Origin of the sequence: Acinetobacter sp. Ac_5812 (genome assembly GCF_013072695.1) — a bacterium.
Taxonomy (GTDB): domain Bacteria; phylum Pseudomonadota; class Gammaproteobacteria; order Pseudomonadales; family Moraxellaceae; genus Acinetobacter.
In genome coordinates this window covers 293,794-318,536 of the sequence record NZ_LXUK01000005.1, presented here as the reverse complement: position 1 = coordinate 318,536, position 24,743 = coordinate 293,794, and the positions used below count along the sequence as shown (strand labels likewise).

The following is a 24,743-nucleotide window of genomic DNA, read 5'->3' as shown; positions in this document are numbered from 1 at the left end:
GCATAAAAGTACTGACAATTTATAGTGTTTTAGGATAGATTGGCGCACTTTCGTTTTTTGTACGGGGGATCATTTTTGTCTCAAATGATCCTTAACACTATGGCTGATCTTTGATCAACGATTATGAGGATAACGCCGTTGACAAATTTATCTGGGACTCAACCAACAGCGAAGCTTCAAAAGAATCTTGTGCTTTGGCACATCATCATTATTGGCTTAGCTTATATTCAACCATTAACTTTATTTGATACGTTTGGTTTAGTATCTGAAAGAAGTGGTGGTCATGTACCGACTTCCTACATATTTGCCTTAGTTGCAATTCTTTTAACGTCGATCAGTTATGGTCACATGATTCGTCGTTATCCGTCTTCTGGTTCTGCATATACCTACGCCCAAAAGTCGATTCACCCTAATGTTGGTTTTATGGTGGGTTGGTCTTCGTGGTTAGATTATTTGCTCTCTCCTCTGGTCAATATCATTCTTGCTGATATTTATTTGAGAGCACTCTTCCCAGAAGTAAATAACTGGATTTGGGTGATTGGTTTAACCGTCCTGATGACGGTGATCAACCTGTTTGGGGCACGTTTTGTCGCGCGTTTTAACAGTACCATTGTGGTGATCCAGCTCGGTGTTATTTTCTACTTTGTGTATCAGGTCTATATCCTGCTCACACAAGGGATCTATGCCGATGGCACCCTGAATCCGGATAAAGCTGAGTTATGGTCGCTTGCGCCATTCTGGAATGAAATGACCTCTGTCGGGGCATTAATTGCAGGTGCAACGGTGCTATGCTTCTCATTTACGGGCTTTGATGCACTATCTTCACTTGCAGAAGAAACCAAAGATGCTGAAAAGACTTTGCCACGTGCAATTTTCACCACAGCATTGGTTGCCGGTATCATCTTCATTGTCAGCACCTACTTTATTCAGCTTTACTTCCCAAGTAATCCGAGCACCTACTTCAATCCACTGGATGAATCTCAACCTGTGATGGTTGCTGCGATTGGTAGCCTTGCATTTAAGACCATGGTTTTATACTTTGCAGTCGTGGCAGTGATGGCATCTGGTATCTCGGCGCATGCAGGTGTATCGCGTTTGATGTATGTGATGGGTCGTGATGGCGTGATCAATAAGAAATTATTCGGTCATATTAGCCCACGTTTGCATACCCCAACTTACAACATCTTGATCGTGGGTGTTGTGGCTTTATCTGCGGGTTTCCTTGATCTTGAGCATATCGTGAACTTAATTAGCTTTGGTGCATTAACCGCATTTAGCTTTGTTAACTTCTCGGTAATCTCTCGTTATGCATTGAGAGATGGCAAGAACAAGACGCCAAAAGACATTATCAGTTACATCATCATCCCTACACTCGGTTTCGCCAGCGTGTTTATGATGTGGTTAGAAATTGATAAATTGGCTTTACAGATTGGTTTGGCTTGGGCAGTAATCGGTGTCGGTTATCTTGCTTATAAGACTAAAGGCTTCAAATACAATGCGCCACAGCATAATGAATTTGATGACAGACATTAATCTAGTGAAATCATAAAAAAGGCGCTAAATGCGCCTTTTTTATGGCTTGAAAATTTAACCGTGCAGCTTTTCAACAGTTGCTTTCACGCGTTTTGCATAAAGTTTCGCTGTTTCTAAATCCCCTGTTGGAATCTCATCTGTACTTGCATCTGATGGTGACTGAACCAACAATCCAACCGAACCACCCAAGTTGTTTACATCTTCACGTTTCGCTGCTTTGGTATTAGCAGGCAACAAACCTAAGCTCACCCAAATACCGCCATGCTGTGAAGCCAAAGTTTGTAACTGAATCAAGGTCACTTGCTTATCACCATTCAGGCTCGCGCTATTGGTAAAACCCGCAAACACTTTATCTTGCCAACCACGAGTAAACCAAACTTTTGAAGAAGCGTCGGCAAATTTCTTAAATTGCCAAGGGGCTGCCGCCATGTAAGTTGGTGTGCCAAACACAATCCCTTGTGCATCATTTAAAGTCTGCCAGTCTTGCTCTGTGATCTCACCATTCTGATCAATTTCAATTAAAGCTGCGTCAATTGCACCCGCAAAAGTTTCAGCAACCACTTTGGTATGGCCATAGCCAGAGAAATATACAACCGCAATGTGTGTCATGAGAATATCCAAAATTTTTAAAAAGTTCGATTTAATGATATATTTTAGAAACTAGGTGTCAATTAGTTACCAGATGGTAACTACTGCCACTCAATTGAAAAAATGAGGGTTGTCGCTATGAATCAGGCATTAAAATACGATATTTATCAACAACATTGTCCTGCTCGGTTATTTTTTGAAAAAATTGCAGACAAATGGGTACTGATGATCATTAATGTGCTTGCGCGAGAAACCCAACATTTCAATTTACTCAAAAAGAGCATTCAAGGCATCTCACCTAAAGTATTGTCACAGAAACTAAAAATGCTAGAACGTGATGGCTTTATTGAAAGACAAGTACAAGATACTGCACCAATTCGGGTGGATTATTCACTCACGCCACTCGGTCTGGAAGTTGCAGAAATGGCGTATCAACTCAAAGATTGGGCTGAAAGTAATATTGAACAAGTGATCTATGCTCAACAACGTTTTGATACGATACAGGAACAACAATTCGAATAATTCCGTGAGGTGTGTATGTACCCACAGCCTTTAATTGCAGTGGCCGATGTCGAGAAAACCAGTCAGTGGTATCAAACGGTACTGGGCTTAGAAAGTGGACATGGCGGCAGAGAATATGAACAATTGCTGTTTGAACAGCGCATGGTGCTGCAACTGCACCAATGGCAAGCCCATGACCACTCACATATCGGAGACCCCAAACGAGTGATTGGGAATGGCGTTTTATTGTGGTTTGAAAGCAATCGCTTTGATGAGATTGTACAAAAACTACAAACCCATCAAGTTGAAATTTTAGAAGGGCCTAAATATAACCCCAACGCGCATCATCGCGAAATTTGGTTTAAAGACCCAAATGGCTACACGCTGGTTGTGGCGAGTCCATATGGTGATATCTAAAGCACGATAAATCAGAGTTGTTTAAAACCCTGTTGTCTCCACGCTTCATAGACAATCACGGCCGTCGCATTGGAAAGGTTTAAACTTCTTGAATTTTCAGCCATCGGTAAACGAATCCACTGCTCTTGCGGAAACATTAAACGCACTTGCTCAGGCAGACCACGGGTTTCAGGTCCCATCAACAAGGCAACTGGACGGTTCAGATCAACCGTATGCGGTGTTGCTGTGCCTTTGGTAGTGAGCGGAAAAACATGCTCGACCCCTTTGGCTTTTAAATCAGCAAGGCAAAGCTCGATATTGTCCCAAATTTGCATTCTTGCCCATTCGTGGTAGTCCAAACCTGCACGCTTCAACTTTTTATCATCCAGCTCAAAACCCAAAGGTTTGACCAAATGGAGTTGCGCACCCGTATTAGCACATAGACGAATGATATTACCTGTATTCGCTGGAATCTCAGGCTCGTATAGGACGACATGAATCACAAATTTTCTCTACTAAATTTTTCTAGATAAATCTTAAATATTTTACCAAGAATTAACCAATTTTACTTTGGCAATACCCCACGGAATCGCCTCAAATCCATTCGAATCATCATTTAAAAATGCTTCAATTTGATCACTTTTTGAGGGCTCTTCAAACAACCCAAATTCATTTAAAGTTAAATCAAATCTTTCAACTAAATTTTTAGAAAGATCATGGCAGTGAAAACTATGAAAATCACCACTTACTTCCAAGCCAATATAGTCATAACCCAAAAGCTTTTCATTTGGGTTGCAATTTTCTCTAATGTCTTTTTTTAAACACTGATAGATACCAATTTCGCTAACTTGTTCAGAGCTTGGAGCAAAAATCTCTAAAATATCACTCCTATAATCACCATCTACATAAAGAGATAGCAAATAAATATCAGCATGATCTTTAAAAAATCTTTCTTTATATTTGGTTGCGGTCTGAATATCCTGAAAGACATTAGTCCAACCCAGCAAGTTCTTCTGATGTAAGTCATTTACCCAATTTTCAAGTAAATGGAATTGTTCATTCGTTAAACTAAGTTTGGATTTTATTTCCTGAATTTCATCTTGCGTTTTTAATACCCAAGAATATGACCAACGATCAGCAAGATGATCATTTATACAAGAACTACATGTAAAAACTCTAGATGGCACGTCCTTAAATAGATTAGCTGATTTCAATTGAATGAGATGATAACCAGCTAAATAGAACGCCATGATCCTACATAGACCATTTTAACTGTTCACGTAGACTGACCACTTCACCAATGATGGTTAAAGTCGGTGCTACGATCTGATGTTCAGATACTTTGGTCGCGATATCCGCCAATGTACCCACCACCACTTTCTGATCAGGAGTGGTACCTTTAGAAATTAAGGCCACAGGCATGTTTGGACGCTGACCATGTGTAATCAATTGCTCACAAATGCGTTCCAAACCGACCAAGCCCATGTATAACACCAAAGTTTGGTTTTCATAGACCAGTTCATTCCAAGGTAACTCAGGTGAGCCTTCTTTTAAATGACCTGTCAGGAAACGTACACTTTGCGCATAATCACGATGCGTCAGTGGAATACCTGCATAGGCAGAACAACCTGAAGCTGCGGTAATACCCGGAACAACTTGGAAAGTCACATTGGCTTGCACCAATTCCTGAATCTCTTCTCCACCACGGCCAAAGATAAAGGGATCACCGCCTTTTAAACGGCAAACACGTTTACCTTGCTGTGCATATTCAACCAATAAAGCATTGATGCCATCTTGTGGAACCGAATGATTAGAACGCGCTTTACCGACATAAATCTTTTCAGCATCACGGCGACACAATTCCAAGATGGGCGCAGATACGAGACGATCGTAAATCACTACATCGGCTTGCTGCATCAAACGTAAGGCTTTTAAGGTCAAAAGCTCAGGATCACCTGGACCTGCCCCGACCAAATACACCTCACCTTTCGGTGCAGTCCATTCAGTTAAAGCCTGCTCAATCAGATCATTGGCCACATCAATATTGTCATTGAAAACCTGTTCTTTCAGCGGACTGGCGTACAAGTTTTCCCAGAAGATACGACGTTCATCTGGATTGGCAATTTTGGCTTTGACTTGCTTACGCCATTGCCCCGAAAACTCAGCCAATTTACCCATACCATGCGGCACGATGGTTTCAATCTGAGTACGCAACTGTCTGGATAAAACGGGTGATGCACCATTGGAAGCCACCGAAATTACCAATGGTGAGCGATCAATAATCGCAGGCACCATAAAGCGGCAGTGTGGAATATCATCAACACTGTTGACCAACAGATTACGCTGTTCACACTGTTCAAATACTGCTTTATTGACGTCGGGCTGATCTGTCGCAGCAATCACCAAGCGATAAGCTGTTGCCAGAACAGTTTCAGAAAAAGAGGCTTGAATATATTGCCCTGCCGATTGCTCAACAAGTTGACGTAATTCAGGAAGGATCTCAGGTGCAATCACATCAACAATTGCACCCGCTTTGACGAGCAGATTTGCTTTGCGGTAGGCAATATGCCCACCACCCACAATCAGACAACGTTGCTGCTGCAACTTTAAAGAGATTGGGAAAATTTCCACGTGACGCCTCTATATTTTCAATCTGATTGAGCTTAAGCAAAAACTATGCACAAAATCGATGCACAGTTTAGTCGATGTAGCTAACACCGCCCATATATGGACGTAAAACTTCTGGAATCTCGATTGAACCATCAGCGCGTTGATAGTTTTCCATCACTGCAAGCAAGGTACGACCAACTGCCAAACCTGAACCATTCAAGGTATGCACCAATTCGATCTTCTTCTGATCGACACGGTAGCGTGCTTTCATACGACGTGCTTGGAAATCGCCCACATTTGAGCAGCTTGAGATTTCACGATAAGTATCTTGGCTTGGTACCCATACTTCTAGGTCATACGTTTTGACTGCACCAAAACCCATGTCACCACCACAAAGCAAAATCTTACGGTACGGTAAGCCTAATGCCTGCAAAATGCCCTCTGCATGTGCAGTCAATTCTTCAAGTGCCTGCATAGAGTGCTCTGGTTTTACGATTTGCACCATTTCGACCTTGTCGAATTGGTGTTGGCGAATCAAACCACGGGTATCACGACCATAAGAACCTGCTTCGCTACGGAAACATGGGGTGTGTGCAGAATATTTCAGTGGTAAACGATCCGCATCAATAATTTCGTCACGAACGAAGTTGGTCACTGGCACTTCAGCAGTTGGAATCAAGTAATACTCTTTTTCACCCTGAAGTTTGAATAAGTCTTCTTCAAACTTAGGCAGTTGACCTGTACCACGTAAGCTGTCTGCATTGACCAAATACGGCACATAAGCTTCGGTATAGCCATTTTTAAGCGTGTGCGTATCCAACATGAACTGGGCTAAAGCACGTTGTAAACGCGCCAAAGGTCCTTTCAATACGCTGAAACGTGAACCTGTTAATTTGGTCGCCGTTTCAAACTCCAGACCACCCATCATTTCACCAAGATCGGTATGATCTTTGATCTCGAAATCAAACTGACGTGGTGTACCCCACTTTAAGATTTCAAGGTTATCGCTTTCATCTTTACCAAAGGGAACAGATTCATCTGGCAAGTTTGGAATCGCCAATGATTTTTGCTCAAGCTCAGCTTGCAACTCAGCCAAAGCCACTTCCGCAGCTTTGATTTCATCACCAATGGCCGCCATACGCGCCATGATTTCAGAAGCATCTCCACCCGATTTTTTGATTTGACCGACTTGTTTCGCACCAGCATTACGCTCTGCTTGTAAGTTTTCAGCTTTGGATTGCAAATCTTTACGGCGAGCTTCTAAGTCAGCCCACTCTTGCACATTTAGCTGAATACCACGTTTTGCCAAAGCAGCATTGACTGCTTCGATATTATTTCTAAGTAATTTTGGGTCGATCATAATCAATCATGAATAGAGAAAAAAACTGGCTATAGTGTAAGGCTTTAACCTAAAAAAATACAGCGATTGGCAACAAAGTTCAGCATCCACACCTGAGATATAGATGCTGGAGAAGAACTAGTTCGGATCTTTTGGCAAACTTGGTAAATATTCAGCCTTCACAAACTGTTTGGCTGCATAGTACGGCAAGGTCAACTCACTCATGCCTTCCGCATAAGATGCCAATTCATACAGTGGATAAACAAATACGATGCCATTTACCCCATAGTAATAGTTATCACTGACCTGCAATTGTTCTTTTTTAATACTATGGTCTTCGAGCCAGTTTTGATTAGATGCATATAGCTCATCACGTAGTTTGGTATTCATATCAGGTTTAAGCAATTCACTGACCGTGATATGTTTTTTATTGCTCAAGTCAAAATTCACAAACTCTTGATGTGACATGCCATGTGCAGCACCTGCAGAGTAAGAATAACTCTGAATCGCAAAAGTCGCTAAATTATAGTTTTGCCCAATAAAACGTACATAAGTACTGCTTTCACTTTGAGATGGTTCGTCCGCAGGGACTTTAACTTTTTGATCCGCAATATTAGAAAATGCATTCGGCTCCGCTTTTTTCATTCGATTCACAAAATATTCATCAATCCATTTCTGATTGGTTTCAACCGTTTGTAAATCATACGTGGTACAACCATCCTCCAAACAGACTTTCTGCTTTGGAATTTTAACCGCCACCACTTTTGCATGAATCAATGGAATATCGACTTTTTCAGTGGTCGCAGTAGTCTCTTTTTTAGGTTGGCAACCTGCTAATGCAACAACCGTCAGGATGGGGAGCAGTGGAATAATTTTTGATAGTTGTGAAAGTTTCATCGTCATGCAAGTCTCTGATGTTTTTCTTCACTATACAAAGCCTTGCCCCAAGATGAAATTAAAAAATGTATCCAAACTTCATATCAAAAAAGCCGCAACATGTGCGGCTTTTCAAGTCAAGCGGAGAGTTACTGATCAATAATATCGGTGCCTTTAGGCGGTGTGAAATTAAACACTGATGCTGGAATCGCCTGATTCACTTTAATATTACTAAAACGGACATAAGTGGTTTGACCTAAAGAGTCTTGTAATACCATCAAATTCGGTGCTTTATTGCCACCAAAACTAATGGTTAAGCTTTGGAATGCGCCATCTTCCTGCTTTGGATACAAGGTGTAATACAGTTTGGTACGGTCTGGTTGAGTCACACGATAAGACTGCATGATCTGGTTGGTATTGCCCGATAACAATAATGCTGGGGTATTGGCAATTTGATCATCTAAGCTTTGACGCACGGCTTGCTGCAAGTCTGGATCATAAATCCATACTACTTTCCCCGTGGTCACAATAGTTTGTTTGGCTGGGCTGGTGGTTTCCCAATAAAATTTCCCAGGACGTTCAACTTTCATTGTCCCTTTAAAAGCCTGATTCATGTGCTGAGCAGTTAAACCTTTTTTTTGTACTGCTTTATTACCTGTTGCTACTTTTGTGGTTTGTTCAAAATCTGCGGTGAATCTTTGCAAGCCAGATAACTGTTGAACCAAACTGGTGGTTGCTTGCTGAGCTGATGCAGCAACGGGTGCAGCGAAGACCTGACTACTCACAACAGGAGCAAGTGTCATAGCACTTATTGTTGCAGCATAAGCCATTTTTTTTACGAAATTCATAAAAACAACCTTCTATCAGATTTCTACTGGTATGACGACATCTTACTGTTTTTGATCATTAAAAAAATGAAGAAAAGCAACGGTTTTGTGTAATTCGTGTCGCAAAGTTCTGCATTATGTATGAAGTTGCAGCCTTTATGTAGAGATTGTAAGAACGAAAATTAACATTTCGACCATTCACCGACTGCATTCGTCAATGTCTGATCAGGGAAAATTATTGCTCAGCGTGAATCTAGACGAATCACCAGCATTTGATAAGCTAAAGCTAATGATTTTAACCAGCATCATTCATGAAAAGTCTTGCCTTTATCCACCGGAATGACACACGATTTGCGATTGGCGATTTTTATCCAGCCCTTTCAGTCTTTTCTTATCAGGAACTGGGTAATACCACCTCGCCCTTTTTATTGTTAGATCATCTAGGACCGGGACGCTTGTCACCCAAAAGCACAAAAAAAGGTGTCAATGAACATCCACACCGTGGCTTTGAAACCGTGACCTTTGTTTTTGCTGGTGAATTACAACACCAAGATTCTACGGGGCAAGGTGGAGTCATCGGACAAGGTGATGTGCAATGGATGACAGCAGCTTCTGGCATTCAGCATACCGAACATTTTAGCCCTGCTTTTCGTGAGCGTGGTGGATACTTTGAAATGCTGCAATTGTGGGTCAACCTTCCCGCAAAAAATAAAATGTCAGCACCTCGCTATCAAAGCCTCTTAAATAATACGATCCCAAAAGTGCCTCTCGAACAGAATGCAGGCTATGTCCGGATTGTGGCTGGACAGTTTCAAAATATTCAGGGGATCGCCCAAACATTTAGCCCAATGAACGTATTTGATGTTCATCTAAATAAAGATCATCAACTGACACTTCCTGCACAACATGGGGACACGACTTTAATTTATTTACGTAAAGGCAAGCTTCAATTCACTGAACATGAAGACACATTGGAAGAACAGGCCTTAGCGGTGATGTCGAGCTTTGATACGGATGTTGTGATCACTGCCTTAGAGGATTGTGATCTGCTATTTTTATCCGCACCGCCCTTACAAGAACCAATCAATGGACATGGTTTCTTTGTGATGAACAGTTATGAAGAAATTTTACAGGCCTACGAGGACTTAAAAACAGGAAACTTTGGAAAAGCTTCAAGCTAATCTACAATTCAAAATTGATATACATAAAAAAACCCGCTCAAAGCGGGTTTTCTCGAACTATTAAAACTTAAGCTTCAACAGTTACATAGCGACGGCCAAATTGACCTTTCACTTCAAACTTTACTACGCCGTCAGCAGTAGCAAATAAAGTATGGTCACGGCCCATACCAACATTTGCACCAGCGTGGAACTCAGTACCACGTTGACGAACGATGATGTTACCAGCAGTTACAGTTTGACCACCGTAAACTTTAACACCTAACATCTTAGGATTCGAATCACGACCGTTCTTCGTCGATCCACCGGCTTTTTTAGTTGCCATGTCTATTTACTCCTCGTATTAGCCTGCGATACCAGTAATTTTCAACTCGGTAAACCATTGACGGTGACCTTGTTGCTTACGGTAGTGTTTACGACGACGCATTTTGATGATGCGGATTTTGTCGTGACGACCATGGCCAACTACTTCTGCAGTTACTTTTGCGCCAGCAACAACTGGAGCACCGATTTGAATGTTGTCACCGTTAACAACCATTAATACGTCATCAAACGTAATAGTCGCGCCAGTTTCAGCTTTCAATAATTCTACTTTAAGGGTTTCACCCTCAACAACACGGTGCTGTTTACCACCGCTTTGGATTACTGCGTACATAATGTACTCCAACTTGCCCGTGTCGTCGTGCCGATAAAGGGATATACCGATCTTAAGACGAACGCCACTGGGGTTATACAAGGGGACAAATTTTAAGTGAAAATTGATCAAACGACAAGTGATTTTACATAAACACATGTATATCGATAACTTGCTTGGATTTTTAAGCAAAATCAATTAGATTGATGGCGAACTGTTTTGATTGATTCTGATCAAAATTTGAAATACATTTTTGAAAACAAATTGTGACAATAACAAACTGTGTTTTTACAATGCCATAAGTAAAGTAGTGGCGTTTGGTGGGAACTTCCCTTTTTTCTGTCTAATTTAAGACCAAAGAGCTCATCATCGTGTTTTAAATGACAGATTACGCAGTCTGTATAACTGTTTAGTCACAGATTAATTGATACACTTGGCAACACTACCCATCTATACGAGGTTTTTCTTCATATGGTTATCGATTTTAAGCAAGACATTCTCTCCCCTGTTGCGACAGATTTTGCTGCGATGGATCGCCTGATTAATGAAGGAATTAGCTCAAAAGTGGGCCTCGTCATGAGTGTCAGCAAACACGTGGTGGAAGCAGGCGGCAAACGCATGCGTCCGATTATGTGCTTATTGGCAGCGCGTGCTTGTGGACTCGCCAATATGCAACAGGCACAGCATTTGGCTGCGGTGATTGAAATGCTGCACACCGCAACTTTGGTTCATGATGACGTGGTCGATGAATCGAACTTGCGCCGTGGTCGCCCAACAGCAAATGCCACTTGGAATAACCAAACTGCGGTTTTAGTCGGTGACTTTCTAATCTCGCGAGCTTTTGATTTATTGGTCGACTTAAACAATATGACCTTATTAAAAGATTTCTCGACCGGCACCTGTGAAATTGCAGAAGGTGAAGTACTCCAACTTCAATCGCAGCACCAACCAGAAACCACAGAAGAAACCTATTTAAGAATTATCCACGGTAAAACCTCTCGTTTATTCGAACTTGCCACCGAAGGTGCAGCTATTCTAGCGGGAACAGAAGAATACCGTGAACCTTTGCGTCGCTTCGCAGGTCATTTTGGTAATGCCTTTCAAATTATCGACGATATTTTAGATTACACCTCTGATGCTGAAACATTAGGTAAAAATATTGGTGATGATTTAATGGAAGGAAAACCAACTTTACCGTTAATTTCGGCATTAGCCCATTCAACTGGCGAGGATCACGAGATCATTCGTCGCAGTATTGCAACGGGTGGTGTTGAGCATTTAGATAAAGTGATTGAAATTGTTCATCACTCGGGTGGCCTAGATTACTGTCAAAAACGTGCCCAACAGGAAACGGATGCCGCTTTAGAAGCGTTAAAAGCGCTGCCAGATAATGAATATCGCCAAGCACTGATCAATTTGACCTTAATGGCTTTACATCGACTACAATAATTTTCTGACTGCCTATGCATTTAACCTTATCTGATCTTTTTCTAAAAATGCAGGAACAGCTTGACCAACCTCAAGCTATTCTTGACGAACAACTGCTGATTGAACTGGTCAATCGGATTCGCCCCAAAAATCCAAATGATACGGATGAAGTCAAACAGCGTATTCATGCGCTGATCAAAATATTATTACTGACTCCAACCTCTGCAATCCTGCTGCAAAATTTCTTACTCAAGCTGATTAGCCAATATAAACAGTTAAGCTTATATGCTGACAGCGGAATTTTATCGCTGGATGGTTTCTGGAATCAGTTGGGACAACGCTTAGGCGCGCACTTCCTCCCTTTGGTCGAAGACGGTCAACAACTGAAAACCCTGATTGGGAAGGTGTTCCACCAAGAAAATGACAGTGAATGGCTCGATCTGATTGAGAATCAGGACTGGATTACGCTATTTAATCTATTAGGTGAAAGTCAAAGTAATACCATCGAAAAACAGATTTCGAAAAATGAGCTGATTAAAGCGATTACGGTCTTGTCCTATCGAATTAGTGGTATCGGTTTATATCCTGAATTTATTAATGCGCAACCCGAAATTACCGAATATGAATCACCTTTTCTGGTACAAAACCGAGAAATCGTAGAGTTCATCGAGAAATATAAAAAGCAGATTGATGATCAAGATGCTGTTGTCGTTTTGCCGCCACCTGATGCTTCGCAAGCCTTTGTGATGTTGGATCAGTGTCGTGAAGTGGTCTTGAAAATTCGCCGCGCCACCAAACGGATTGGGGTTAGCATCAGCCTGACCTATTTATTGTCGCTGTTAGAACAGGCAATTGACCGTATTGAACTGCTGCTGACCTTATTAGCCAGTCAAAATGATGCACGTTATACCGCATTGGGTGAGCTGATCGTCGATTTGACCAAAGCACACTACAATGAAAAAAGTGTTCGTCACTTATTAACCTCAACCAGTGAGTTGATTGCCTTACAGGTGACTGAGAACGCCAGTAAAACAGGCGAACACTATGTAAGTACCGACAAAGCTGGCTTCTTTGGTATGTACAAGGCGGCTGCGGGTGCAGGTGCAATCATTGCCACCATGGCAACGCTGAAAATTTTAACGGCACGTTTAGTATTAGCCCCGTTTGGTCATGCCTTTTTATATAGTATGAACTATGCGCTTGGTTTTATGCTGATCCATGTATTGCATTTTACCGTGGCGACCAAACAACCTGCCATGACTGCAGCAGCATTGGCGTCAACCGTACAGCAGCAAAAAGGCAGCAAGACCGCACAAATTGCCGAACTGGCCGCATTGATTATTAATATTATCCGAACTCAGTTCATTGCAATTCTAGGCAATATCTCGATTGCAATCCCAACTGCAGCACTGATTACCTTTTTATGGCAATACAATCTCGGTGAACCACTACTCAATCATGCCAAATCAGCCGCATTGCTACATAGTCTCAACCCTTTTACCTCGCTGGCGGTCCCACATGCTGCAATTGCAGGTGTTTGTTTATTTTTCTCAGGCTTGATTGCTGGTTATTTCGATAACTTGGCAGTTTACCGTAAAGTCGGTCCACGCTTAAAGCAGCATCGACGGTTAAAACGCTGGATGGGACAACAACGGTTGGATAAATTTGCCAACTATATTGAGACCAATCTCGGCGCATTGGCAGGTAACTTCTTGTTCGGGATCATGCTGGGTAGTATGGGAACGATTGGATTTATTTTAGGCTTGCCTTTAGATATCCGTCATATTGCCTTTGCTTCTGCCAACTTTATCCAAGGTTTAATGACCATTGGTGGTCCTGACATTGGTTTAATTTTAGTGTCATTTTTAGGTGTGATGCTAATCGGCTTAACCAACTTATTTGTGAGCTTTACCCTAACCATTATTGTTGCTCTACGTGCACGTCGTGTTCGTTTTGCACAATGGAAGCCTTTAGCTAAGTTAGTGACAACGCATTTCTTAACCCGACCAAGCGATTTTTTCTGGCCACCTAAGCAACCCGTAGAAGTTGAAGAGCAAAGCAAAAACGCATCTTCACATCACTAACTTTGTACAGAAAAAACAGCGAAGTACAAGTCTAACATTTGAACTATTTTTACGTATAATCCATCTACCAAAAATAGTTCAAATGGGTTGGTATTCCCAGCATCTATTATTCAATAGATCACTTCTCAGCCATGGTACCCCTTTACCCTAAGGAGATACGATGACACGAGTCCGTATTTCGATTTGGAATGATAGAGATCAAAAAATGCTTCTACATCACTAACTATGTAAGAATTTTATGATGTATTTTGAATAAGTGGTTTATTTTTTCACTTTCGTCGAATCATGTTATATGGCATATTGTGATTTTCATGATGAATCGAATACGTTAAAAACAGCTTCTTTCAATAAATACTGATATCAATTGAAAATGAGATATACATCAAATTTTGTTATGTTTTTTTACTAGACCTTAAAAAAACACAAAAATGAAATTATCATAAAATTTCAAGACTTGACCAAAAGTGTACTCGCGAGTACACTTTCTAACACTCAACAACCCTGAACAATGGTTAAGCAAATAATGAGTAGCGCATGCCATACCTATTGCTTTGTATTGGTTGCTTTTTTTTAGGACTCGGTGTGATTGGGTTAATGAATTCCAACGCATCAACTTTAGACCTTTTTAGTGTTCAAGCTTTTTTTGAACACCGTTCATTTACGCTTAATCATGTGACAGTTCTGCTCTCTCGGCTCGGTGGAATGCCTTTTTTACTATTTTTAACAACATTTTTGTGTATTTACCAAACGTGGATTAAAAATTATAAGAATGTGACGTTTATCGCTTTAAGTGTCAGTGGCAGCATTGTGATTGGTTGGCTTCTGAAATGGAGCATTGATCGGCCAAGACCAATGGAGTTTTATCACTTGGTTCAAAGTTATGGTGCATCCTTCCCAAGTGCTCATAGCCTTTATGCTGCAACCCTTGCGAGTCTAGCTATGTTGTTGTGTCAACAACATAAATATCGCACCAGTGTCATTTTAGTATCTACTTTATGGTTTATCTTCATGGGGATATCTAGAGTCTATGCAGGGGTTCACTACCCAACTGACGTACTTGCCGGTTGGGGAATTGGGTTGATTTGGACTTCGTTGCTTTGGTTTGGGCTGTATCAAAGCACTTTCAGCAACAATTTGTTTTTAGATAAAAAATCTAAATTGAGGTGGAATAATGATGTCGGCTAAGCTTTGGGCTCCAGCCCTAACTGCTTGCGCATTAGCAACAAGCATTGCGCTTGTTGGTTGTAGCAAAGATCCTAAAGATGCACAGCAAGCTGCTGCTGCTCAAAAAATGCCACCTCCAGAAGTTGGTGTCATTGTTGCGCAACCACAAAGCGTTGAACAAAACGTCGAACTGTCAGGACGAACCTCTGCATATCAAGTTTCGGAAGTACGCCCTCAAACAGGTGGCGTAATCTTAAAACGATTATTTGCTGAAGGAAGCTACGTTCAAGCAGGTCAAGCACTTTATCAAATTGATGCCAATACGAACCGTGCAACTGCAGACAGTGCACGTGCAACGTTATTGCGTCAACAAGCGAACCTAAATGCCTTACGCGTGAAAGAAGGTCGTTATCGTCAACTTGTCGGAACCAATGCGGTTTCTAAACAAGAATATGATGATATCAATGCTCAAGTAAAATTAGCTGAAGCTGATGTAGCTGCATCTGAGGCTTCATTAAAAAATGCTGAAATTACATTGGGTTACTCAACTGTTCGCGCACCAATTTCTGGTCAATCTAGCCGTTCTTCGGTGACACCAGGTGCATTGGTGACTGCAAACCAAGCTGATCCATTGGTCACGATTCAACAACTAGATCCAATCTATGTTGATATCAATCAATCGAGTGCTGAATTATTGCGTTTACGCCAACAACTCAGCAAAGGCAGCTTGAATAACAGCAACAATACCCGTGTCAAAATCACGCTGGAAGATGGTTCTGAGTACCCAGTGGAAGGTCAACTTGCTTTCTCTGATGCAAGTGTGAATCCAGATACAGGTACTGTGACTTTACGTGCAGTCTTCTCAAATCCAAACCATTTGTTATTACCAGGTATGTATGCAACGGCTAAAATTTCGCAAGGAGTTTTGCCAAACGCTTATCTGATCCCTCAAGCAGCTGTGTCTCGTTTACCAACAGGACAAGCAATTGCTTTAGTGGTAAATGCAAAAGGTGCGATCGAAACACGCCCAGTTAAAACTGTGGGTGTCAAAGGTCAAGACTGGATTGTAACTGAAGGCTTACAGGCTGGTGATAAAGTTGTTGTTGATGGTGTTGCCAAGGTAAAAGAAGGACAAGAAGTGTCTGCTAAACCTTATCAACCAAAAGCAGCTGAAGGTCAAAATGCAGCACCAAAAGCTGCTGAACAACAAAAGCAAGCCAATTCACCAAAAGCTGAACAAAAAGCAACTTCAGAAGCTTAAGGGGTAGATTGCATGGCTCAATTTTTTATCCATCGCCCAATTTTCGCTTGGGTGATTGCACTGGTCATTATGTTGGCGGGTATTATCACGCTTACAAAAATGCCAGTTGCACAATATCCGACAATTGCCCCCCCCACGGTAACCATTTCTGCAACTTATCCTGGGGCTTCTGCACAAACTGTTGAAAATACCGTAACCCAAATCATTGAACAACAAATGAATGGTTTGGATGGCTTACGTTACATTTCATCGAACAGTGCGGGTAATGGTCAAGCATCGATTAACTTAAACTTTGCACAAGGTATCGATCCAGATATCGCGCAGGTTCAAGTTCAAAACAAACTGCAATCAGCAACAGCTCTTTTACCTGCTGACGTACAACGTCAAGGTGTAAAAGTGACTAAGTCTGGTGCAAGCTTCTTGCAAGTTATTGCATTTTATTCGCCAGATAACAGCCTTTCTGCTTCTGACATTAAAGACTATGTGAACTCAAATATTTCTGAGCCACTGAGTCGTGTGGCAGGTGTAGGTGAACTCCAAGTATTTGGTGGTTCATATGCGATGCGTATCTGGTTAGATCCAGCAAAACTGACTAGCTTTAACCTAACGCCAAATGATGTTGCAACAGCCATTCGTGCACAAAACTCCCAAGTTGCAGTTGGTCAGCTCGGTGGTGCGCCATCGACTGCGGGTCAAGTACTCAATGCAACCGTAAATGCACAAACCATGTTGCAAACCCCTGAACAGTTTAAAAATATCTTCCTGAAAAATACTTCAGGTGGTGCTCAAGTTCGTTTAGGTGATGTTGCACGTGTAGAATTGGGTTCTGATAACTACCAATTCGACTCGAAATTTAATGGTAGTCCTGCAGGTGGTGTTGCAATCAAACTTGCAACAGGTGCCAATGCACTGGATACCGCTGCCGCAGTTGAAAAGCGTTTATCTGAATTACGTCATAACTATCCAAGCGGTTTAAAAGACAAGCTTGCGTATGACACCACACCATTTATTCGTCTATCCATTGAAAGTGTTGTACACACACTCATTGAAGCCGTTGTCTTGGTATTCATCGTAATGTTCTTGTTCTTACAGAACTGGCGCGCAACGATTATTCCAACATTGGCTGTACCTGTGGTGGTACTCGGTACATTTGCTGTAATTAATATCTTCGGCTTCTCAATCAACACCCTCACCATGTTCGCAATGGTACTAGCCATCGGTCTATTGGTCGATGATGCCATCGTTGTGGTCGAGAACGTTGAACGGGTGATGCAGGAAGAGCATCTCGAACCTGTCCCTGCGACTGAAAAGTCAATGAGCCAGATTTCGGGTGCCTTAGTCGGTATTACCAGTGTATTAACAGCAGTATTCGTACCGATGGCGTTCTTTAGTGGAACCACTGGGGTAATTTATCGTCAATTCTCGATCACGCTAGTTACTGCGATGATCTTGTCATTGATCGTAGCACTTACCTTTACCCCTGCCCTGTGTGCAACCTTGTTAAAACAGCACGATCCAAACAAGCAGGAAAGCAACAATATTTTCGCGCGTTTCTTCCGCTGGTTTAACCGTAGCTTTGAAAAACTTTCAGAGAAATACCAAGGCGGCGTCAATCGTATGACCCACCACAAGTTATTCTCTGGTGTGCTTTATATTGTTGTCATCGCAGCATTGGTTGGTATCTACAAAGTTTTGCCATCTTCGTTCTTACCAGAAGAAGACCAAGGTGTGGTGATGACCTTAGTTCAGTTACCACCGAGCGCGAGCTTGGAACGTACTGATAAAGTCATTGATACCATGACGGGTTACTTCTTGAATAAGGAAAAAGAAAATGTAGAGTCAATCTTTACAGTTGCTGGTTTCTCATTCACAGGGGTGGGTCAGAACGCGGGTCTTGCCTTTATTAAATTAAAAGACTGGAGTGAGCGTACCACACCAGAATCACAAATCGGTGCCATTATTCAACGTGGTATGGCATTGAACATGATTGTGAAAGATGCGTCTTACATCATGCCATTGCAGTTACCCGCAATGCCTGAATTGGGTGTCGCTTCTGGTTTCGATATCCAGTTAAAAGATGCCAGCGGTCAAGGGCATGAAAAACTCATTGCTGCTCGTAATGCGATTTTAGGTATGGCATCACAAGACAAACGTCTTGCGGGTGTACGTCCAAATGGTCAAGAAGATACACCACAGTACCAGATCACCATTGATCAAGCGCAAGCAGGTGCAATGGGTGTCAGTATTGCCGATATTAACAGCACCATGAGCATGGCTTGGGGTGGTTCATATATCAATGACTTCGTCGACCGTGGTCGTGTGAAGAAAGTTTATGTCCAAGGTGAAGCGGATACACGCATGATGCCTGAAGACTTGAACAAGTGGTATGTGCGTAATAACAAAGGCGAAATGGTTCCTTTCTCTGGCTTTGCCAAAGGTGAATGGACCTATGGTTCACCACGTCTAGAGCGTTATAACGGCGTATCATCTGTTAACATTCAAGGTACGCCTGCACCGGGTGTCAGCTCTGGTGATGCAATGTTGGCAATGGAAGAAATCATTGGTAAGTTACCTTCTATGGGCTTAACCGGTTTCGACTATGAATGGACAGGTTTATCTTTAGAAGAACGTGATTCTGGTAGCCAAACAGCACCTCTTCTTGTTCTTTCATTATTAATCGTATTCCTGTGTCTTGCTGCACTCTATGAAAGCTGGTCAGTCCCTGTTTCTGTATTACTGGTTGTACCTTTAGGTATCGTCGGTGCATTTACCTTGACATGGTTAGGTATGCTGATTAAAGGTGATCCAAACTTATCCTTTAACATTTACTTCCAGGTTGCGATTGTTGCCGTAATTGGTCTTTCAGCGAAGAATGCTATCTTGATCGTCGAATTTGCGAAAGAATTACAGGAACAAGGCGAAGAACTCTTTGAAGCAACATTACATGCTGCAAAAATGCGTTTACGCCCAATTATCATGACCACACTTGCATTCGGTTTTGGTGTTTTACCACTTGCCCTTGCAAGCGGTGCTGGCGCGGGTAGCCAACACTCAGTTGGTTATGGTGTACTTGGTGGTGTAATTTCTTCAACACTTTTAGGTATTTTCTTCATCCCTGTATTCTTCGTGTGGATTCGTAGTATCTTTAAGTACAAACCTAAAACTTTAAATACTCAGGAGCATTGATCGTGATGCAAACTGTATGGTCTATTTCCAGTCGTGGCATTGCAATCTCTGCCCTCGCGCTGTCTTTGGCTGCCTGCCAAAGCATGCGCGGGCCAGAGCCTGTGGTAAGCTCAGATGTTCCTGAAAGCTTCGCGTCTTACGGCAATGCTTCTGGAACATCAATCGCGGAACAAGGTTACAAAGACTTCTTTGCTGACCAACGTTTACTGCAAGTGATTGATCTGGCGCTTGCCAATAACCGTGATTTACGTACTGCGGCTTTGAATATTCAAAAAGCACAACAGCAATACCAAATCTCGGAAAACAATCAGTTACCAACGATTGGCGCAAGTGGTAGTGCGGTTCGTCAAGTCACCCCTAGCCGTGATCCAAATAACCCATATTCAACCTATCAAGTCGGCTTAGGCTTAACGTCATATGAGTTGGATTTCTGGGGTCGTGTACGTAGCTTGAAAGATGCGGCTTTGGATAGCTATCTTGCAACGCAAAGCTCACGCGATGCAACGCAGATCAGCTTGATCAGCCAAGTCACTCAAGCCTGGTTGAACTACTCATACGCGAATGCACAATTGAAACTTGCGGATCAAACGCTAAAAGCTCAACAAGACTCGTTTAACTTGAACAAGAAACGTTTTGATGTGGGTATTGATAGCGAAATCCCTGTGCGTCAAGCTCAGATTTCGGTTGAAACAGCACGTAATGATGTTGCGAACTATAAGACTCAAGTTGCTCAAGCACAAAACTTGTTGAACTTGCTTGTTGGTCAGCAAGTGCCACAAAACCTACTGCCTCAACAACAAGTGGCACGTATCACGCAACAAAGCGTGTTCAGTGCTGGTTTGCCAAGTGACTTGCTCAACAACCGCCCAGATGTGAAAGCATCTGAATACCAGTTAAGTGCTGCAGGTGCGAATATTGGGGCTGCTAAAGCTCAACTGTTCCCAACGATTAGCTTAACCGGTTCTGCGGGTTATGCATCAACTGACTTGAGCGATCTGTTCAAAGCTGGCAATGGTGTATGGTCTATTGGTCCAAGCCTGAATATCCCAATTTTTGACTGGGGTACACGTAAAGCTAATATCAAAATCTCTGAAACCGATCAGAAAATTGCACTGGCTAACTATGAAAAATCAGTTCAGTCAGCTTTCCGTGAAGTGAATGATGCTTTGGCGACGCGTGCCAACATTGGCGACCGTTTAACCGCTCAACGCCGTCTGGTTGATGCCACCAATACCACGTATAAACTTTCAAATGCCCGCTTCCGTGCTGGTATTGACAGCTATTTAACCGTATTGGATGCGCAACGTTCTGCTTATTCAGCTGAACAAGGTTTGCTGTTATTACAACAAGCCAACCTCAACAACCAAGTTGAACTGTACAAAACCTTAGGCGGTGGCCTCAAAGCGTCTACCAGTGAAGCAGTAACGCATCAGCCATCTAGCTCTGAACAACATTACGCAAAAAAATAATTTCATCTTTTGCGGATAAAAAAGCTCACTTCGGTGAGCTTTTTATTGCAACCATTGCCAATATTTCTTATCTTCAAACTGAATATATTAATGATTTAGAAAATACAATGTTATTGAGCAGTTTAGAGTCTGTACCAGGCCATGAAATTTTACGCCAGCTCGATGTGGTGTATGGCAGCACCGTTCGTAGTAAACATGTTGGCCGGGATTTGATGGCAGGTTTAAAGAATATTGTTGGTGGCGAATTGACGGGCTATACCGAGTTGCTGGAAGAATCACGCCAAGAAGCAACCCAACGTATGATTGATAAGGCCAAAGGTTTAGGTGCCAATGCCATTGTCGGTATTCGTTTCTCCACTTCAAATATTGCCCAAGGTGCATCCGAGTTATTCGTCTATGGTACAGCGGTCGTGGTACAACCCATTGCGCCTAAACTTCCCGACCCATTCGGCGCATAGGCAAAATTATGGATGGATTAATTTTTCAGATTGTCCTGTTTCTGATTCTGTTTTCAGTCGGTTGGGGTTTTGGTCGTCATATCGAGCAAAAACACTTGCGTGAGCTAGATCAGAAAGAAAAGCAATTTTCCCATATCCGTATTGATACCAATCGTTTTGTCGAAACATCGGCCTATGGACAAATGGTCAGCAGCAATGTGGTGATCTCCCACGATTATTTTAAATATGTACTGGCAACCATTCGAAACTTTTTTGGTGGGCGTTTGGTCAGCTATGAAAGTGTGGTAGAACGTGCGCGTCGTGAAGCTGTTGTTCGCCTTAAGCAAGAAGCACATGCTATGGGTGCCAATCAGATTATGGGTGTTCGACTCAGCACGACTGAATTAGGGATGCAAGGTGGTATGGTTGAAGTATTTGCCTATGGCACGGCAATCATCCATAGACATTAAAAAAATCCTGTGCCATGCACAGGATTTTTCTTAGGACTCGGCAAAAATCGCTTGCCAATAGTGATAGGTTTTTTGTTCCCCATCTTCTAACTTAAACTCGTATGACATCTGACGAGTTTCAGCAATTTCAAATTCAACAGGATGTTTGAATAAACCGCCTGCATAAGCAAAAGTATGATATTCCCCGTTTTCACCACAGACATCGACTTCACTTGGCATTCGCTCAAGCAAAGCCGTATCGATATCCTGTCCAATAAACGACTCATCCAATTTACTGGCATCGGTCACGATGATCTTGGTTTGAATGCCTGAATCCAAAAAATCCTGCATCACTTCAAGCGAGTTCAGATTCCATATCGGCTCAACCACTTCAATGCCTAAAGGATGTAAACGGTCTTCACGATATTTGCGTACATCGCTGAGGTAAATATCACCAAAGATAAAGTGCTCAACCCCCTGTGCCTTAAAATGATGGGCTGCATCCAACATACGCTGTTCATAGATAGGTAGATTTTTCGGTAGAAATACTGGATAGAGTGGAATACCAATACTTTCGGCCTGCTTTTCAAGCAATGCATGCGGAATGGCATGCATGGAGGACAATTCGGTTTCTTCATTCACTGTGGTTAATAAAGCAATCACCTCAAATTCATTTTGCTGTAAAACTTTATACAGTGCCAATGAAGAGTCTTTACCACCGCTCCAATTAAAAACGGCTTTCTTGCGATTATTGATTGTCATTTAACCATACCATTCAATAGAGCATCTAAACTCTACTCTATTTTCAATTATTTCAGTCTAGTGCAAAACGCTTGTAAGATATAAAACCAAAAATAAAGTTAAGCAACCCAATATCCAAACAACAGTCGATAAAATGTGACATGCTTTTTTGATAATAATCGGCAATGCAATGAGGCAAGCCAATAAGATTGATGGGACAGACAGTATAAATACGCCAATCCAAGCATCACTCTTTGTATTTCCGAAAAGAGGCGCCATGATTGTAAATACCTGACTTACTAGCCCACCCATCAAAAAACTAGCAGGTAAACTAAGCAACAAATAACTTACAATCAATGTAATTGATACTCGATGGCTTGAAGATGGTTGAGATAAATTTTGACTATCTTCCACCTATACGTCCTTTAAAAATAATAACATTTACACTTATTTCACTTTCATTTTGCGAATCATCTTATACAACAAGTTGGGTGACAATCGAGAGACCAACACACCCAATTGTTCTTTTTTCCCACCAACCACAATATATTGCTCGCCTGCCATTAAGGATTCCACCACCCGTTCCGCAAATACATCAGCATCCAGACCATTTTCAATCGCTTCATCCTGATGACCTTGTGGTTTACCTTCGCCATTTAAAGCATTGAAGGATACATTGGTTTTAACAAAACCAGGGAACACCACTGACACTTCAACCCCTGCTGGTGCAACTTCGGCACGTAGGCTATTGGCCCACATATGAATTGCTGCCTTAGCTGCTGAGTAAGTGGCACGATACTGTGTCCCCAATAAACCAGCAACGCTGGAAACAAAGACCACACGACCCGACTTTTGTTGCAGCAAGGTCGGTAATACAGTTTTGGTAAAGAACACCTGCGAGAAATAATCGACTTCCATGATGGCACGTTCAGTGTGCATGGTGGTATCTTGAATTAGAGCACGCTGGCTCAAACCCGCATTATTGATCAGCCAGTCAATACGTCCTTTACAGGCCAAGACCTGTTCATGCGCATGGCGGACTTGAGCTTCGTCAGTAATATCCGCAGCAATTGAAAGATGCTGTTCAGGCTTGAGTAATCCAACGCGTACTGCTTCTAATTCATCATAACGACGTGAGGTCAGCACCACTTGTGCACCTTGCAAGGCACATTCACGAGCCAAAGCTTTGCCTAAACCAGATGAAGCCCCTGTAATCCAGACCACCTTATTCTCAAGCGTTTTAAGTTTTGCCATTGTCATGCCCTATTGCTGTTATGCCTGTTGACGCATAAATTTGAGGAAGTAATCTACATAAGTTGCCGCAACATTCTGATCTAATTGCGTGCCTAATTTTTCCAAGCGCTTATAACCGAGATGTGTGGTCATATTGATCACCCCGTTTAAAGTCTTATCCACCACAAAATTAAACTTGAGACATTTTTTCGGTTCACGGATTAAGTGAGTTACCCCAACATCAATCACTTCGGTTAATAGTTTTAATGCATTGGCAATTTCGCGGCTATCCCCTTCGGCCAATTTCTGACCTGAGGTCCTAACCTGCTGTGCCAGCTGTTGCTCTACGGGATAGGTCATATAGATGGTTTCATCTTCAATTTGTAAGGTCTTGGAGAGATATTCAACCAAAGGAATGAGACGATCATTACCAAAAAAAGAAATTGACCAAGGCATATATTTACGAATCGCTTCCAAAATTTGCTGAATGACTTTTTCAGACTCACCTGTTTGAGAGTAATGCTGATTACCTTGTAATAGCACCATAAACACTTGTTCAATCACTTCACATGCCATTTCTGACAAAACATCGCCGAGCGCACTGGCCTGACTTTCCTTATTTCCTTGCAACAATTGCGTTCGAATATGCGCAAATCGTGCATAAGTATCCGCATGAATATTTAAAAAAACGGCGGTGTTCATTTTCATAACCCTAATTGTTAGCTTCCATAAAAAAGAGCTTGTGATACAAGCTCTTTAATCAGATCAATTTTTCTATCTTTTTTGCGTTGTACTCGCCGAATTTAGCA

The 24,743-nt window shown here is 42.0% G+C and carries 25 protein-coding genes; 12 read left to right on the top strand and 13 right to left on the bottom strand.

The window, feature by feature from the left end:
• Positions 1-138 precede the first annotated feature (138 nt).
• On the top strand, positions 139-1,533 hold the full coding sequence (locus A7P55_RS04920) for an APC family permease (RefSeq protein ID WP_171551304.1): 1,395 nt from the start codon (positions 139-141) through the stop codon (positions 1,531-1,533).
• A 54-nt stretch (positions 1,534-1,587) separates the two neighbouring features.
• On the opposite strand, the gene A7P55_RS04915 is transcribed toward A7P55_RS04920, so the two are convergent.
• Positions 1,588-2,148, bottom strand: a complete 561-nt coding sequence (locus tag A7P55_RS04915; RefSeq protein ID WP_171551351.1) for an NAD(P)H-dependent oxidoreductase — start codon at positions 2,146-2,148, stop codon at positions 1,588-1,590.
• A 111-nt stretch (positions 2,149-2,259) separates the two neighbouring features.
• On the opposite strand from A7P55_RS04915, the gene A7P55_RS04910 reads away from it, so the two are divergent.
• Together A7P55_RS04910 and A7P55_RS04905 are read left to right on the top strand one after the other, a co-directional pair.
• Positions 2,260-2,643, top strand: a complete 384-nt coding sequence (locus A7P55_RS04910) for a helix-turn-helix domain-containing protein (protein ID WP_016541353.1) — start codon at positions 2,260-2,262, stop codon at positions 2,641-2,643.
• A 15-nt stretch (positions 2,644-2,658) separates the two neighbouring features.
• Entirely contained in the window at positions 2,659-3,039 is a 381-nt protein-coding gene (locus A7P55_RS04905; protein WP_171551303.1) for a VOC family protein, read from the top strand.
• Positions 3,040-3,050: 11 nt separating this feature from the next.
• On the opposite strand, the gene A7P55_RS04900 is transcribed toward A7P55_RS04905, so the two are convergent.
• The 6 genes from A7P55_RS04900 to lolA form a co-directional block, all read right to left on the bottom strand.
• Positions 3,051-3,521 carry a tRNA (cytidine(34)-2'-O)-methyltransferase gene (locus A7P55_RS04900; protein WP_004803126.1) on the bottom strand — a complete coding sequence of 157 codons (471 nt, stop codon included), beginning with the start codon at positions 3,519-3,521 and terminating at the stop codon, positions 3,051-3,053.
• A gap of 42 nt (positions 3,522-3,563) precedes the next feature.
• Positions 3,564-4,268, bottom strand: a complete 705-nt coding sequence (locus A7P55_RS04895; RefSeq protein ID WP_171551302.1) for a hypothetical protein — start codon at positions 4,266-4,268, stop codon at positions 3,564-3,566.
• A gap of 4 nt (positions 4,269-4,272) precedes the next feature.
• Entirely contained in the window at positions 4,273-5,649 is a 1,377-nt protein-coding gene (cysG, locus tag A7P55_RS04890; protein ID WP_171551301.1) for a siroheme synthase CysG, read from the bottom strand.
• Positions 5,650-5,716: 67 nt separating this feature from the next.
• Positions 5,717-6,988 carry a serine--tRNA ligase gene (gene serS / locus A7P55_RS04885; protein ID WP_005205904.1) on the bottom strand — a complete coding sequence of 424 codons (1,272 nt, stop codon included), beginning with the start codon at positions 6,986-6,988 and terminating at the stop codon, positions 5,717-5,719.
• A 117-nt stretch (positions 6,989-7,105) separates the two neighbouring features.
• Positions 7,106-7,870: an RsiV family protein gene (locus A7P55_RS04880; RefSeq protein WP_171551300.1), complete on the bottom strand. Its 765-nt coding sequence runs from the start codon at positions 7,868-7,870 to the stop codon at positions 7,106-7,108.
• Between the two features lie 122 nt (positions 7,871-7,992).
• Complete coding sequence (gene lolA, locus A7P55_RS04875; protein WP_171551299.1) at positions 7,993-8,691, bottom strand: outer membrane lipoprotein chaperone LolA; 699 nt, start codon at positions 8,689-8,691, stop codon at positions 7,993-7,995.
• A gap of 290 nt (positions 8,692-8,981) precedes the next feature.
• On the opposite strand from lolA, the gene A7P55_RS04870 reads away from it, so the two are divergent.
• Positions 8,982-9,851 carry a pirin family protein gene (locus A7P55_RS04870; RefSeq protein WP_171551298.1) on the top strand — a complete coding sequence of 290 codons (870 nt, stop codon included), beginning with the start codon at positions 8,982-8,984 and terminating at the stop codon, positions 9,849-9,851.
• A gap of 67 nt (positions 9,852-9,918) precedes the next feature.
• Here A7P55_RS04870 and rpmA read toward each other — a convergent pair whose 3' ends face one another.
• Positions 9,919-10,173: a 50S ribosomal protein L27 gene (gene rpmA / locus A7P55_RS04865; RefSeq protein ID WP_004640422.1), complete on the bottom strand. Its 255-nt coding sequence runs from the start codon at positions 10,171-10,173 to the stop codon at positions 9,919-9,921.
• Between the two features lie 18 nt (positions 10,174-10,191).
• The gene (gene rplU / locus A7P55_RS04860) at positions 10,192-10,503 is read right to left on the bottom strand and encodes a 50S ribosomal protein L21 (protein ID WP_004652230.1); all 312 of its coding nucleotides are present in this window, start codon (positions 10,501-10,503) and stop codon (positions 10,192-10,194) included.
• Positions 10,504-10,953: 450 nt separating this feature from the next.
• Here rplU and sdsA point away from each other — a divergent pair, with 450 nt between their 5' ends.
• The 8 genes from sdsA (at position 10,954) to A7P55_RS04820 (ending at position 21,981) form a co-directional block, all read left to right on the top strand.
• A complete protein-coding gene (gene sdsA / locus A7P55_RS04855) occupies positions 10,954-11,931 on the top strand; it encodes an All-trans-nonaprenyl-diphosphate synthase (protein ID WP_171551297.1) in 978 nt (325 codons plus the stop codon).
• A gap of 14 nt (positions 11,932-11,945) precedes the next feature.
• Complete coding sequence (locus A7P55_RS04850) at positions 11,946-13,994, top strand: site-specific recombinase (RefSeq protein ID WP_171551296.1); 2,049 nt, start codon at positions 11,946-11,948, stop codon at positions 13,992-13,994.
• Positions 13,995-14,528: 534 nt separating this feature from the next.
• Positions 14,529-15,179, top strand: a complete 651-nt coding sequence (locus tag A7P55_RS04845; protein WP_171551295.1) for a phosphatase PAP2 family protein — start codon at positions 14,529-14,531, stop codon at positions 15,177-15,179.
• Positions 15,166-16,419, top strand: coding sequence for an efflux RND transporter periplasmic adaptor subunit (locus A7P55_RS04840; RefSeq protein ID WP_171551294.1), 1,254 nt, complete (start codon positions 15,166-15,168; stop codon positions 16,417-16,419). The genes A7P55_RS04845 and A7P55_RS04840 overlap by 14 nt, the downstream gene beginning before the upstream one ends.
• 12 nt (positions 16,420-16,431) lie before the next feature.
• Positions 16,432-19,605: a multidrug efflux RND transporter permease subunit AdeJ gene (adeJ, locus tag A7P55_RS04835; RefSeq protein ID WP_171551293.1), complete on the top strand. Its 3,174-nt coding sequence runs from the start codon at positions 16,432-16,434 to the stop codon at positions 19,603-19,605.
• Positions 19,606-19,610: 5 nt separating this feature from the next.
• A complete protein-coding gene (gene adeK / locus A7P55_RS04830; protein ID WP_171551350.1) occupies positions 19,611-21,074 on the top strand; it encodes a multidrug efflux RND transporter AdeIJK outer membrane channel subunit AdeK in 1,464 nt (487 codons plus the stop codon).
• Between the two features lie 107 nt (positions 21,075-21,181).
• The gene (locus tag A7P55_RS04825) at positions 21,182-21,532 is read left to right on the top strand and encodes a YbjQ family protein (RefSeq protein ID WP_171551292.1); all 351 of its coding nucleotides are present in this window, start codon (positions 21,182-21,184) and stop codon (positions 21,530-21,532) included.
• An 8-nt stretch (positions 21,533-21,540) separates the two neighbouring features.
• Positions 21,541-21,981, top strand: coding sequence for a YbjQ family protein (locus tag A7P55_RS04820; RefSeq protein WP_171551291.1), 441 nt, complete (start codon positions 21,541-21,543; stop codon positions 21,979-21,981).
• A gap of 30 nt (positions 21,982-22,011) precedes the next feature.
• Here A7P55_RS04820 and A7P55_RS04815 read toward each other — a convergent pair whose 3' ends face one another.
• From A7P55_RS04815 to A7P55_RS04800, 4 genes are read right to left on the bottom strand one after another with little or no spacing between them, the layout of a single operon-like run.
• On the bottom strand, positions 22,012-22,722 hold the full coding sequence (locus tag A7P55_RS04815; protein ID WP_171551290.1) for a diphthine--ammonia ligase: 711 nt from the start codon (positions 22,720-22,722) through the stop codon (positions 22,012-22,014).
• Between the two features lie 57 nt (positions 22,723-22,779).
• On the bottom strand, positions 22,780-23,115 hold the full coding sequence (locus A7P55_RS04810) for a hypothetical protein (protein ID WP_171551289.1): 336 nt from the start codon (positions 23,113-23,115) through the stop codon (positions 22,780-22,782).
• A 33-nt stretch (positions 23,116-23,148) separates the two neighbouring features.
• Positions 23,149-23,955: an SDR family NAD(P)-dependent oxidoreductase gene (locus tag A7P55_RS04805; protein ID WP_171551288.1), complete on the bottom strand. Its 807-nt coding sequence runs from the start codon at positions 23,953-23,955 to the stop codon at positions 23,149-23,151.
• An 18-nt stretch (positions 23,956-23,973) separates the two neighbouring features.
• Entirely contained in the window at positions 23,974-24,636 is a 663-nt protein-coding gene (locus A7P55_RS04800) for a hypothetical protein (protein ID WP_171551287.1), read from the bottom strand.
• Positions 24,637-24,743: the final 107 nt, after the last annotated feature.

Bases quoted from the DNA above. Each gene is read 5' to 3' on its own strand.
- A7P55_RS04910 (WP_016541353.1), top strand. From the start codon at position 2,260: ATGAATCAGGCATTAAAATACGATATTTATCAACAACATTGTCCTGCT.
- A7P55_RS04905 (WP_171551303.1), top strand. From the start codon at position 2,659: ATGTACCCACAGCCTTTAATTGCAGTGGCCGATGTCGAGAAAACCAGT.
- A7P55_RS04895 (WP_171551302.1), bottom strand. From the start codon at position 4,268: ATGGCGTTCTATTTAGCTGGTTATCATCTCATTCAATTGAAATCAGCT.
- serS (WP_005205904.1), bottom strand. From the start codon at position 6,988: ATGATCGACCCAAAATTACTTAGAAATAATATCGAAGCAGTCAATGCT.
- A7P55_RS04880 (WP_171551300.1), bottom strand. From the start codon at position 7,870: ATGACGATGAAACTTTCACAACTATCAAAAATTATTCCACTGCTCCCC.
- lolA (WP_171551299.1), bottom strand. From the start codon at position 8,691: ATGAATTTCGTAAAAAAAATGGCTTATGCTGCAACAATAAGTGCTATG.
- A7P55_RS04870 (WP_171551298.1), top strand. From the start codon at position 8,982: ATGAAAAGTCTTGCCTTTATCCACCGGAATGACACACGATTTGCGATT.
- rpmA (WP_004640422.1), bottom strand. From the start codon at position 10,173: ATGGCAACTAAAAAAGCCGGTGGATCGACGAAGAACGGTCGTGATTCG.
- rplU (WP_004652230.1), bottom strand. From the start codon at position 10,503: ATGTACGCAGTAATCCAAAGCGGTGGTAAACAGCACCGTGTTGTTGAG.
- sdsA (WP_171551297.1), top strand. From the start codon at position 10,954: ATGGTTATCGATTTTAAGCAAGACATTCTCTCCCCTGTTGCGACAGAT.
- A7P55_RS04850 (WP_171551296.1), top strand. From the start codon at position 11,946: ATGCATTTAACCTTATCTGATCTTTTTCTAAAAATGCAGGAACAGCTT.
- A7P55_RS04845 (WP_171551295.1), top strand. From the start codon at position 14,529: ATGCCATACCTATTGCTTTGTATTGGTTGCTTTTTTTTAGGACTCGGT.
- A7P55_RS04840 (WP_171551294.1), top strand. From the start codon at position 15,166: ATGATGTCGGCTAAGCTTTGGGCTCCAGCCCTAACTGCTTGCGCATTA.
- adeJ (WP_171551293.1), top strand. From the start codon at position 16,432: ATGGCTCAATTTTTTATCCATCGCCCAATTTTCGCTTGGGTGATTGCA.
- adeK (WP_171551350.1), top strand. From the start codon at position 19,611: ATGCAAACTGTATGGTCTATTTCCAGTCGTGGCATTGCAATCTCTGCC.
- A7P55_RS04825 (WP_171551292.1), top strand. From the start codon at position 21,182: ATGTTATTGAGCAGTTTAGAGTCTGTACCAGGCCATGAAATTTTACGC.
- A7P55_RS04820 (WP_171551291.1), top strand. From the start codon at position 21,541: ATGGATGGATTAATTTTTCAGATTGTCCTGTTTCTGATTCTGTTTTCA.
- A7P55_RS04815 (WP_171551290.1), bottom strand. From the start codon at position 22,722: ATGACAATCAATAATCGCAAGAAAGCCGTTTTTAATTGGAGCGGTGGT.
- A7P55_RS04805 (WP_171551288.1), bottom strand. From the start codon at position 23,955: ATGGCAAAACTTAAAACGCTTGAGAATAAGGTGGTCTGGATTACAGGG.
- A7P55_RS04800 (WP_171551287.1), bottom strand. From the start codon at position 24,636: ATGAACACCGCCGTTTTTTTAAATATTCATGCGGATACTTATGCACGA.